General features: G+C 63.3%; 10 protein-coding genes. All 10 read left to right on the top strand.

Going from position 1 to position 11,654, the window contains the following annotated elements; genetic code table 11:
- Nucleotides 1-360 precede the first annotated feature (360 nt).
- The gene (locus ACOI1H_RS20645) at nucleotides 361-1,404 is read left to right on the top strand and encodes a C4-dicarboxylate TRAP transporter substrate-binding protein (RefSeq protein WP_422439820.1); all 1,044 of its coding nucleotides are present in this window, start codon (nucleotides 361-363) and stop codon (nucleotides 1,402-1,404) included.
- A gap of 73 nt (nucleotides 1,405-1,477) precedes the next feature.
- On the top strand, nucleotides 1,478-2,008 hold the full coding sequence (locus tag ACOI1H_RS20640) for a TRAP transporter small permease (RefSeq protein ID WP_422439818.1): 531 nt from the start codon (nucleotides 1,478-1,480) through the stop codon (nucleotides 2,006-2,008).
- Nucleotides 2,008-3,345, top strand: coding sequence for a TRAP transporter large permease (locus tag ACOI1H_RS20635; protein ID WP_422439817.1), 1,338 nt, complete (start codon nucleotides 2,008-2,010; stop codon nucleotides 3,343-3,345). The genes ACOI1H_RS20640 and ACOI1H_RS20635 overlap by 1 nt, the downstream gene beginning before the upstream one ends.
- Before the next feature lie 28 nt (nucleotides 3,346-3,373).
- Nucleotides 3,374-4,183 (top strand): IclR family transcriptional regulator, encoded by an 810-nt coding sequence (locus ACOI1H_RS20630; RefSeq protein ID WP_422439816.1) that lies wholly within the window; start codon nucleotides 3,374-3,376, stop codon nucleotides 4,181-4,183.
- A gap of 91 nt (nucleotides 4,184-4,274) precedes the next feature.
- Nucleotides 4,275-6,362, top strand: a complete 2,088-nt coding sequence (locus ACOI1H_RS20625) for a 3-hydroxyacyl-CoA dehydrogenase NAD-binding domain-containing protein (RefSeq protein ID WP_422439815.1) — start codon at nucleotides 4,275-4,277, stop codon at nucleotides 6,360-6,362.
- Nucleotides 6,363-6,373: 11 nt separating this feature from the next.
- On the top strand, nucleotides 6,374-7,549 hold the full coding sequence (locus ACOI1H_RS20620) for an acetyl-CoA C-acyltransferase (RefSeq protein ID WP_422439813.1): 1,176 nt from the start codon (nucleotides 6,374-6,376) through the stop codon (nucleotides 7,547-7,549).
- 14 nt (nucleotides 7,550-7,563) lie between these two features.
- Complete coding sequence (locus ACOI1H_RS20615) at nucleotides 7,564-8,754, top strand: acyl-CoA dehydrogenase family protein (protein ID WP_422439811.1); 1,191 nt, start codon at nucleotides 7,564-7,566, stop codon at nucleotides 8,752-8,754.
- Between the two features lie 7 nt (nucleotides 8,755-8,761).
- The gene (locus tag ACOI1H_RS20610) at nucleotides 8,762-9,874 is read left to right on the top strand and encodes an acyl-CoA dehydrogenase family protein (RefSeq protein ID WP_422439809.1); all 1,113 of its coding nucleotides are present in this window, start codon (nucleotides 8,762-8,764) and stop codon (nucleotides 9,872-9,874) included.
- A 33-nt stretch (nucleotides 9,875-9,907) separates the two neighbouring features.
- On the top strand, nucleotides 9,908-11,404 hold the full coding sequence (locus ACOI1H_RS20605; protein ID WP_422439807.1) for a class I adenylate-forming enzyme family protein: 1,497 nt from the start codon (nucleotides 9,908-9,910) through the stop codon (nucleotides 11,402-11,404).
- Between the two features lie 4 nt (nucleotides 11,405-11,408).
- Nucleotides 11,409-11,654, top strand: a 246-nt coding sequence (locus ACOI1H_RS20600) for an acyl-CoA dehydrogenase family protein (RefSeq protein ID WP_422439805.1), incomplete at its 3' end; no start/stop codon positions are given.

Here is an 11,654-nt window from a genome sequence, read left to right as displayed (position 1 = left end):
CATCTCGTGAATTATTGCGGTTAGATGGCGCTGCCGCTAAACTCAGCAGTCATGAGCCATGATTCTGCTCTGGCCGATCCAGCCGGTTTCAGTGCTTTCCAGCGGATAGGCCGCGGCGGCCCAGTCGCTGGTTTCGAGCGCATAGTTCAGCATTTTTTACTGCGCGTTCGGCATCGTCGCCTCAAAGCTTGTTGATATCCCTTCAACGCGCGCGTGTGGGGCTGCAGCACATGGCGCGCAGCCGGACCTGCACACATCGGCGCAGCTACGCCGATGTAAGTAGTGGGTCACTTGCACTGCAGCCTAATTCCGTATAGTGGAAATATATTCGTATATATGGAAGTTCTGGGAGGAGCGATGATGAAAACAACTTTGACTGCTGCAACAGTGGTATTCGGTATGGCGGCCTCGTCGCTGGCCGCACAGACGACGCTTATTCTGGGCGAAGCCGGCCCGAATCGCGGTGCCCGCGCCGAGGCAACGCAGGCCTTTGCCGACGACATCGCCGCCCGCACGAACGGAGAGATCACCATCGACATCCAGTGGGGCGGGGCCTTGTTCAAGGCCGATGCAGCCCTGCAGGGCGTCAGCGACGGTGTGGCCGATCTTGGCACCATCATCGGTGTCTACTTCCCGCAGGAAATGGTCGCCTATGACATCGCCGATCTGCCGCTGCTGAATTCCGATTCATGGGTGGGCATGCGTGCCACGGATGAACTGATGCGGACGGATCCGGCGATCACCGCAAATCTGGCCGATCAGGACCTTGTCTATCTGGGAACCTTCACGACCTCTGCCGTTAACATCGGCTGCAAGGGTGCGGCTATTCGCACGGCCGAGGATGTCTCTGGCCTCAAGGTCCGCGGCGTCGGGGCTTACGGCGATGTGTTCCGCGATCTGGGCGCAAACATGGTCGCCATGCCGATCTATGACGCCTATCAGGCGCTGGACACCGGCCTGCTCGATTGCTCGCAAGGCTATTCCTATGCGGTCGCAGCGCTGAAGCAACAGGAAGTCATGACCAGCTACACGATCCTGAATTGGGGTCAGGTCGGCGCACTTGGCATCTTCATGAACAAGTTTGCCTATGATTCCCTTTCGCCCGAACATCAGGCCGCGTTGGGTGAAGCGGGCATCGGCATGGCCGACACGCTGGGCGAATTGATCAATGCCGACAACGAAGCCGCCGTCCAGACCATGAGAGACTCCGGGGTCGAAGTGATCGAACTGGACGACGCAGAGCGGGACAAGCTGGTCGAACGTGGTGCGCCTTACATCGATGCCTGGGTCGAACAGGCGACAGCCGCCGGTCTTGACGGTGCAGGGATGCTGACGCGTTACCGTGAACTGCTGGCGAAATACACCGCCGAGCGTGACGCCGAGGGTTATCCCTGGACGCGCTGATCTGATCAGACCACGGGCTGCGATCTTATGGGGTCGCAGTCCGATCAGGCAAATTCATCCTTGGGAGGGGGCGATGCTGTACCGCATCGAAAGATTGCTACTGGATCTGGCATGCTGCGCCATCCTGGCACTGGGACTGCTGATAACCGTCAGCGTCGTGTTGCGGATCACCGTCAATTCCGGCGTGCCTGACACCATCGTCATGGTCCGCGAATTGATGGTCGCGGCCATCGTCCTGCCGCTTGCCGCTGCGACCACTGCCCGGGCGCATATCGTGGTCGAGTTCCTGTCGAACCGCCTGTCCGTGCGGATGCAGGGCTGGCTGGTCGTCTTTGGCGGATTGTTCGGTCTGCTGGCACTGTCGCCGCTGCTTTATGCCGGCTGGCGCGAGGTCGCACATACCCTCGAAAGCGGCAGCTATTACTTCGGTCAGTTGAACCTGCCGAAATGGCCCGGGCGCATGCTGTTCCTGATCGGCATGTCGTTTTGCTGGCTGCGCCTGCTGTTGCTGGTCATCGCGGACGTCCGCACCCTGCAGGCCGGGGGCAGTCCCGCCCTGTCGGAAACTACCAGTTCGATCTTTGAAGATGAGGAAAAATCCTGATGGACGGCACCCTGATCGGCATCTTCGCTTTTGCCGCCGTCATCGGTTTGCTGGCGCTGCGCGTGCCGATCGCATTTGCGCTGGCGGGCATCGGCACAATCGGAACTTTTGTGATCTTCGCCACACGCACCGGCGATTTCACACCCGACCGAGCGCTGCGGCCCACAACCTCGCTGGTGTTTTCCAATTCCTTTGACCTGATGCATTCCTACGACCTGTCGATGATCCCACTGTTCATCGCCTTGGGACATATCGCCTACCGGGCCGATATCACGACGCGCATCTATGCCGCCGCCCGGGTCTGGTTGGCAAAGGTGCCGGGCGGGGTTGCGATGGCGTCCGTCGTTGGCTGCGGCGGATTTTCTGCCATCACCGGGTCGTCAATTGCCTGTGCATCCACGATGGGTCGTATCTGTTCGCCAGAGATGTTGCGCATGGGCTATGACAAGGGCCTGGCAACCGCATCCGTTGCGGCGGGCGGCACACTCGGTTCACTGATCCCCCCGTCGGTGCTGTTCATCATCTACGGCATCTTTACCGAAACGTCGATTTCCTCGTTGTTTCTGGCGGGTATTCTGCCGGGTATCCTGTCGCTGGCAGGCTTTTTGCTGGTGATCTACATCTGGGTCAAAGGCAAACCTTCGGCGGCACCCGTCTATCAGGGAGAGATCACCCTGAAGGACAAGCTGGCAGCCGCCGTCGGCGCATGGCCTGCAATATTACTTTTCGGCCTGATCGTCGGTGGCATCTATGGCGGTTTCTTCACCGCGACAGAGGCGGCTGCGATCTGCGTCGCTGCGGCCTGCCTGATCGGATTCGCGCAGCGCAAGCTGTCGCTGCGCGACCTGTGGGATTCCCTGCGCGAAACCGCCATCCAGACGTCCAGCATCTTTCTGATTGCCGCTGCTGCAAAGATATTCGTGGCCTTCATCGCGCTGACCGGCGTGGCGCCGGCCATCGTCACCGGGGTCAGCGATGCGCAACTGTCGCCGGTCATGCTGCTATCGGCTATCGTGGTGATCTACCTGATCCTCGGCATGTTCCTTGACCCCATTGGGATCATGGTCCTGACCTTGCCGTTGATGGTTCCGCTGGTCGAAAGCTATGGTTTCAATCTGATCTGGTTCGGCGTCATCGTGGTGAAGTTGCTTGAAATCGGGCTGATCACGCCACCCGTCGGCCTGAACGTCTTCGTCATCAGCAACGTGGTCGGCAAGGCCGTGCCGATTGACCGGATCTTTGCCGGCATCTGGCGGTTCCTCGCCATCGATGTCATCGTTCTGATGCTGTTGATAAGCTTTCCGATCATTTCGCTTTTGATCCCGAATTCATTATAGAAACGCGCAGGTCAGGGGGGTGGACACGATGGACACTGAGTTGGACAAGGACCGGCGCTTTGCCACGACACTTGCGCGAGGGCTGAGTGTCCTGCGGGCCTTCCGTCCGTCTGACGACGGGCTTGGCAACGCCGAGATTTCGGACCGCACCGGCCTGCCGAAATCCACCGTGTCACGGCTGACCTTCACGCTGCAATCGCTGGGCTATCTGACCCATGCCCGGCGGCATGACCGCTATCGTCCCGGTCCGGCGCTGCTGGCACTGGGGAACATGGCCAGCGCCTCGCTGTCCTTTGTCGATCTGTCCGGTCCGCTGATGCAGCGGCTGGCGGATGACACCGGAACCCTATCGTTGCTGCTGGTCCGTGATGCCGGTCGCATGCTGATCGTCAAGACGTGGCGCCCACGCGGCATTGCGTCATTGTGGCTGGAAGTCGGGCACCGGTTGCCGTTCCACGGGTCGTCCTCTGGTCACGCGATGCTGGCGGCCCTAACCGAAGACGCCTTTGCCCAGGCCGTCAGGGACGCCGACGACGACCGTGGTCTGACACCCGCCCAGGCGATTGCGGACCGTCGTGCGGCGCACAACCAGATCGTGACGCAGGGCTATGTGATCACCGATCCCGACAGCTATTTTGCCGCCAATATCCATGCCGTTGCCGTGCCCTTTCAGGCCCGCGAGCTGGGCGAGCCGGTCATCTTCACCTGTGGCGGCATGCCAAAGGCGTTGCCTGTCCCCCGGATGCAGGAGGAGGTCGGTCCGAAACTGCTGGCCACAGTCCGCGATCTGGAACGGATGATGGGGCAGGGCAGTGGCGTCGGCGCTCGCGATCTTTGATGCGAATTCTGCATATTGGAATTAGATTTTGCATGTTGAAATAAATGTCAGCGCCGCTATGTCTTCAGTCAGTACAGAGGGAGAGCCGCGCATGACCAAAGTCACCTACCAGCTTGCCGACGGCGTGGCGCTGATCACCGTCGATCACCCGCCAGTAAACGCGCTGGGGCAGGTGGTACGTCAGGGGCTGTGGGACGCGGTCGCACGCTTTGGCCGCGACGACACGGCGCAGGCCGCCGTCATCATCGGGGCCGGTCGGCTGTTCATTGGTGGCGCGGATATCACCGAATTCGGCAAGCCGCCCGTCGCGCCGTTCCTGCCCGATGTCATCAACGCCATCGCGGCCTGCACCAAGCCTGTGATCGCCGCGATCCACGGCACCGCCCTTGGCGGCGGGCTGGAAGTGGCGCTGGGGGCGCATTACCGCATCGCCACCAGAACCGCCCGGTTGGGTTTGCCAGAGGTGACGCTGGGCGTGATCCCAGGCGCCGGCGGCACGCAGCGGATGCCGCGCCTTGTCGGGCTGGATGCAGCACTGACCCTGATGACCACCGGCAAGCCGGTCAGCGGGACGCAGGCGCAGGCCATGGGCTTTGTCGATGAACTGGCGGGTGACGACCTGCGCGCCGACGCGCTGGCCTATGCCGCCCGGCTGATCGCCGAGGGTGCTGGTCCCCGGGCTGTGACCGACTTGCCGTTCCCGGCCGCCGACGCCGACCTGATCGCGGCATGGCGGCAACGACTGACAAGGACCGCAAAGGGTCAGGTCGCGCCGCTGGCGGTGCTGGATGCGGTTGTTGCTGGCATCGAACGGCCCTTCGATCAAGCACTGGCAGAGGAGCGCCGCCTGTTCCTTTCCATGCTCGACACGCCGCAGCGGTCCGGCATGATGCATGCCTTCTTTGCCGAACGCGCCGTCGCCAAGCCGCCGGAAATTCTAGGGATCGCCTCTCGCCCACTTGACCGCGCCGGGGTGATCGGCGGCGGCACCATGGGGGCCGGGATCGCGACCGCGATGGTGCTGTCAGGTCTGCACGTCACGCTGGTCGAACGCGATGCCGCCGCCGCCGCCCGTGCCGGCGAAACGATTGCCCGCAACCTTGCCAGCGCCGTGAAACGCGGCACGCTGACCGAGACTGCGCGCGACGCGATCCTGTCCGACGCGCTGGTGACGGTCGTGGGCCATGACGCGCTGTCCGACGCCGATCTGGTGGTCGAGGCGGTGTTCGAGGATATGGACGCAAAGACCGAAGTATTTCGCGCCCTCGACCGTGTCTGCAAGCCCGGCGCGGTATTGGCGACGAATACGTCCTACCTTGACGTGAACCGGATCGCGCAGGCCACAGGGCGGCCTGCCGATGTGATCGGGCTGCACTTCTTTTCCCCTGCCCATGTGATGAAACTTCTGGAAATTGTCGTGGCCGATGCGACGGCCACCGATGTCACCGCGACCGCCTTTGCGCTGGCGAAAAAGCTGGGCAAGATTGGGGTGCGGGCGGGTGTCTGCGACGGCTTTATCGGCAACCGCATCCTGTCTCATTACCGGACGGCGGTGGATCACATGGTGCTGGACGGTGCCAGCCCCTATGCCGTGGATCGGGCCTTGGTGGATTTCGGCTTTGCGATGGGGCCGTATCAGGTCAGCGACCTTGCGGGGCTCGACATCGGTTACATGACCCGGCAGCGCAAGGCGGCGGATGCCCACCCGCGCGACCGCGCCTCGGTCTTTGCCGATGCGCTTTATCATGCAGGTTGGCTGGGCCAGAAAGCCGGACATGGTTATTACATCTACGACGCGGACAGCCCCAAGGGCCGCCCCGATGATGCCGTGACCGCCATCATCGAGACATCCCGCGCCGACCTGGGGCTTTCGTCCCGCGACTTTACCGCCGCAGAAATCCTGCGCCGCACCATGGCCGCGATGGTGAACGCGGCCGCAAATGTGGTCGCGGACGGCATCGCGCAGCGTCCGTCCGACGTCGATGTGGTGTTCGTGTCAGGTTACGGCTTTCCGCGCCATCGCGGTGGCCCGCTGCACTATGCCGATACCGTCGGGCTGGACACGATCCTGACGGACATCCGCGAATTCGCGGCCATCGACGACCATTTCTGGACCCCCGCACCGCTGCTGGAACAGCTGGTCGCGGACGGCCGCAACTTTGCCAGCCTGAACCGCTGAAAGGGGACATCATGTCACTTCCCGTCATCGTATCCGTCGCCCGCACCGCCATCGGCAAGGCCGGGCGCGGCGCATTCAACATGACCCACGGCGCGACCCTGACCGGCCATGTTGCACGCCATGCGGTGGACCGCGCAGGTATCGACCCCGCCCTGATCGAAGACAGCATCTGGGGCACCGGTTATCCGGAATATGTGACCGGCGGCAATATCGCCCGTCAGGCGGTGATCCGCGCCGGGCTGCCGGTGACGATCGCCGGGACCACGGTGAACCGGTTCTGCGCCAGCGGCTTGCAGGCTATCGCGATGGGCAGTCACTTGATTGCACAGGACGGTGCAAAGGCCGTGCTGGTCGGCGGAGTCGAAAGTATCTCGATGGTGCAGCCCGTCCCGCGGCATTCCCGCGATGCGTGGATTCTGGACAACAAACCCGCGCTTTACATGCCGATGGTCGAAACCGCGGACATCGTCGCTGCCCGCTATGGCGTGTCGCGCGACGCACAGGACCTGCTGGGCCTGCAAAGCCAGCAACGCACAGCCGCCGCCCAGCAGGCAGGCAAGTTCGACGACGAGATCGTGCCGATCACCGTGACCATGCAGGTCACGGACAAGGCCACGAAAGAGACATCGGAACGCGACATCACCGTGGACAAGGACGAATGCAACCGCCCCTCGACCACGCTGGAGGGCTTGGAAAAGCTGCCCCCGGTGCGCGGCGAGGATCAATTCATCACCGCAGGCAACGCTTCGCAATTGTCCGACGGGGCGGCGTCGCTGGTGATGATGGACGCAAAAGAGGCGGCCCGCGCCGGTCTGACCCCGCTGGGGGCCTTTCGCGGATTCGCCGTCGCGGGCTGCGAGCCGGACGAAATGGGCATCGGCCCTGTCTATGCCGTGCCGCGCCTGCTGGAACGCGCCGGTCTGACCGTCGATGACATCGACCTGTGGGAGCTGAACGAGGCTTTCGCCAGCCAGTTGATCTATTGCCGCGACAGGCTTGGAATCGACAACGACAAGCTGAACGTGAACGGCGGGGCCATCGCGCTGGGTCATCCTTTTGGGATGACGGGCGCGCGGATGGCCGGGCATCTGCTGATCGAAGGCCGCCGCCGCGGTGCCAAGCTGGGCGTCGTGACGATGTGCATCGGCGGCGGTCAGGGTGCCGCCGGCCTGTTTGAAATCTATTGAAGGGCAGACACGTCATGAACCTGAATTACACCGATGCCCAGATCGCCTTTCGGACCGAATTGTGCGATTTCTTGAAAGACAGTCTGCCGACCCGCCTGTCGGACAAGGTGCGCGACGGCCGGAATCTGACCAAGGCCGATCACGAGGAATGGCACGCCATCCTGAACGCAAAAGGCTGGCTTGCGGGCAACTGGCCCGTAGAACATGGCGGCACCGGCTGGGACGCGGTGGAGCGCCATATCTTTGAAGACGAGATGACCAAGGCCGATGCGCCGCGGATCGTGCCCTTCGGACTTGCGATGCTGGGGCCGGTGCTGATGGCCTTTGGGTCCGACGACCAAAAGGCGCATTGGCTGCCGCGCATCCTGAACGGCGACGACTGGTGGTGTCAGGGCTATTCCGAACCGGGGGCGGGGTCCGATCTGGCGTCGGTGCGCACCTCTGCTGTCCGCGACGGCGACGATTACATCGTCAACGGGCAAAAGACGTGGACGACGCTGGGCCAGTACGCGAACATGATCTTCTGCCTTGTGCGCACCAGCAAAGAGGGCAAGCGGCAAGAGGGCATTTCCTTCCTGCTGATCGACATGACCACCCCCGGCATCGAGGTGCGTCCGATCGTGCTCATCGACGGCGGGGCCGAGGTGAACGAGGTCTTTTTCGATAACGTCCGGGTGCCTGCGTCCAATCTGGTCGGCGTTGAAAACAAGGGCTGGACCTATGCGAAATATCTGCTGACCCACGAGCGCACCAATATCGCCGGTGTCGGCTTTGCCAGCGCCGGGCTGGAGCAATTGAAGCGCATCGCGCGGGCGGAACTGCACGGCGGCAAGCCCCTGATCCAGAATCCACATTTCGCCGCCCGGATCGCGCAGGTGCAGATCGACCTGATGGCGATGGCCACGACCAACCTGCGGGTCATCAGCGCGGCCGCATCTGGGCAGGCCCCCGGAGCCGAAAGCTCGATGCTGAAGGTCAAGGGCACGCAGGTCCGGCAGGAGATCAATGCGCTGACGATGCAGGCGATCGGCCCTTATGCCATGCCCTTCGTGTCAGAGGCGCTGGAGGGTGACAACAATACGGTCGGCCCCGCCCATGCGCAGGCGCCCACGGGGCAATACCTGAACAACCGCAAACTCTCGATCTATGGCGGATCGAACGAGGTGCAGCGATCCATCATCGCCAAAGCCATTCTGGAACTGTGAGGGTATCGTGAACTTTGATCTGACCGACGAACGCCAGATGTTGCAGGACGGTCTGCGCCGTTTGCTGCGGGACAAATACACCCCCGACTTGCTGGCCCGGATTGCCGACAGTGACGCCGGGACCTCTGCCGATGTCTGGGCGGGGCTGGCCGACATGGGCGTCATCGGCGCGCTGTTCACCGAAGAACAGGGCGGCTTTGGTGGCACCGGTTTCGATCTTGCGCTGGTGGCCGAAGAAATGGGCCGAGTCGGGGCGACCGATCCGCTGATCGACACCGGCATTCTTGGCGGCGGCTTGATTGCCATGTTGGGCGACGCGGACCAGCGCACCCTTTTGGAAGAGGTCATGTCAGGCACCCGCCAGATGGCGCTGGCCCATGGCGAACCCGGCAGTCGTTATGACTTGTCCCGGGTTGAAACGCTTGCCATCGACGGCGCGTTGACGGGCCGCAAGGCGGTGGTGGTGAACGGCGCTGCCGCCGACACGCTGGTCGTCAGCGCGCGGACCTCTGGCGATGTGGCCGATACGGATGGCATCAGCCTGTTCCTCGTCGCTGCCGACGCCCCCGGGCTGACCCGTCGCAGCTATCCGCTGACCGGCGGAGGGAACGCGGCGGAAATCACGTTGGACGGCACACCCGGCATGCCGCTGGGGGCCACCGGGCAGGCCTATGACGCGCTTGCCACCGTCCACGCCCGCGGCACCCTTGCGATCAGCGCCGAGGCAGTGGGCCTGATGGATGCGATCCGAGTCCTGACCACCGACTATCTGAAAGCCCGCAAGCAGTTCGGCCAGCCGATCGGCAAGTTTCAGGCGCTGCAACACCGCATGGCCGATATGCTGATCGAGATCGAGCAGGCCCGGTCGGCCGTGATCAACCTGGCCGGTCATCTGGACGCCGACATTCGGACCCGCGATATCCATGTCGCTGCAACCAAAACCCTGATCGGGCAGGTCGCCCGACTGGTGGCCGAGGAATCGATCCAGATGCACGGCGGCATCGGCATGACGCAGGAATACGCGCTGGGTCACCTGGCCAAGCGTCTGGTCATGACCGACCACCGCTTTGGCGACACCCTGTATCATATGGACCGCTTCGTGGCCCTTGCTGTGGCTTGACCCGACAGACCACCGCGGGGAGGCGGTGATCCTATGCCCGAACTCATCCCCATCGACGCCTTGATCGCGCGGCAGGCGGCGGCATCCCCGTCGGCTACCGCGATCATCGACGCCGACGGCACCACCCGCTTTGACCAGTTTGACGCCCATATCAGCACCGCCGCCGCTCTACTGACCGGGGCGGGTGTCATCCAAGGCGACCGCGTGATGATCGTGGCCGAAAATTGCCTGGCGACGGCGATCTTCATCTATGCGGCCACCCGCGCCGGTGCGATTGCCGTGCCGGTCAACGCCCGGATGACCGCCCTCGAAATCGCCCGCGTCATGGACCACGCCTTGCCCTGCGTGATGATCTACACGTCTGGCTGTTCTGCCGAGGCACAGGCTCACGCTACCGCCGCCAGCCCACAGGATATCGGTTTCGGTCCCTTCCATATGGCCCTGCTGGAACCGGGAGCGCGACAGGATGACACCGCCGATGTCGCGGTGATCCTGTACACCACCGGCACCACGGGCGCGCCAAAGGGGGTCATGCTGACCCATGGCAACCTGATCTTTGCAGGCCGCCTGTCGGCGCAGTTGCGCGGTTTGACCGCTGCGGATCGGGTCTACGGCGTGCTGCCATTGACCCATGTTTTCGGCCTCGCTTCTGTCTTGATCGCTTGTGCGGTCAGCGGGGCGGCGCTGCATCTGGAAGCCCGGTTCAGCCCGGCCCGGCTGCACGCGGCGCTGACCGGCGGGGCCACTGTCTTTCCCGCGGTGCCGCAGATGCACGCGCTGCTCATGCAATATGCCCACGATCAGGGCCTGACCCGGCTGACGGGTGGCAAACTGCGCTATTTGTCATCTGGCGCGGCCCCGCTGGACCCGGCGTGGAAGGCCAAGGCAGAGGCGTTCTATGGCCTGCCGCTACAGAACGGCTACGGGATGACCGAAAGCACCGCTGGCGTCAGCGGCACCCGCAACAGGATCGGTGACCCCGATACCAGCGCCGGGCCGCCTTTGCCGGGCATCGCGGTCCGCATCGACGCCGTAGCCGGGGCCGATGCGGGCGAGGTCCTGACCCGTGGGCCGCATGTGATGAAGGGCTACTTTCGCGCACCCGACATGACGGCACAGACCATCAATGCCGACGGTTGGCTGCGCACCGGCGATCTGGGGCGGCTGGATGCGGCGGGCAACCTGCATATTGTCGGCCGCAGCAAAGAACTGATCATTCGAGGTGGTTTCAACGTCTATCCGCCAGAGGTCGAAGCCGCCTTGAACGACCACAGTGACGTCATCCAATGTGCGGTGATCGGGGCAAGGAACGCGGTCGGAGACGAGGATATCCTGGCCTTTGTGCAATGCCGCGACCCGCTCAACTTTGACATCGACGCACTGGCCCTTTTTGCCGCGACCCGACTGAGCGGCTATAAGCGTCCGACACGGATCTTCGCGGTGGAGGCGCTGCCCGCCGCACCGACAGGCAAAATACTGAAGCACAAGCTGCTGGACGCCTTTGCGGACAGGCTGAACCAAAAGGACTGACAAAATGGCAAAAGACATGAGCGGGACGGGCCCCGACCTTGGTCCTTTCGACTGGGCCGATGCGCTGCTGCTGGAAAGCCAGTTGACCGAAGACGAACGGATGCTGCGCGACGCGGCCCGCGATTTTGCGCAGACGGTGCTGCAACCGCGCGTGACGCAGGCCTACCGGGACGAGGCGTCCTCGCCGGAGCTGTTCCCCCTGATGGGAGAGGCCGGTCTGCTGGGCTGCACCATCCCCGAGGAATACGGC

Source organism: Loktanella sp. DJP18, assembly GCF_049310965.1.
Classification (GTDB): domain Bacteria; phylum Pseudomonadota; class Alphaproteobacteria; order Rhodobacterales; family Rhodobacteraceae; genus Loktanella.
Note: the sequence above shows the minus strand (reverse complement) of the source record. Positions and strands in the feature narration are given on the sequence as shown.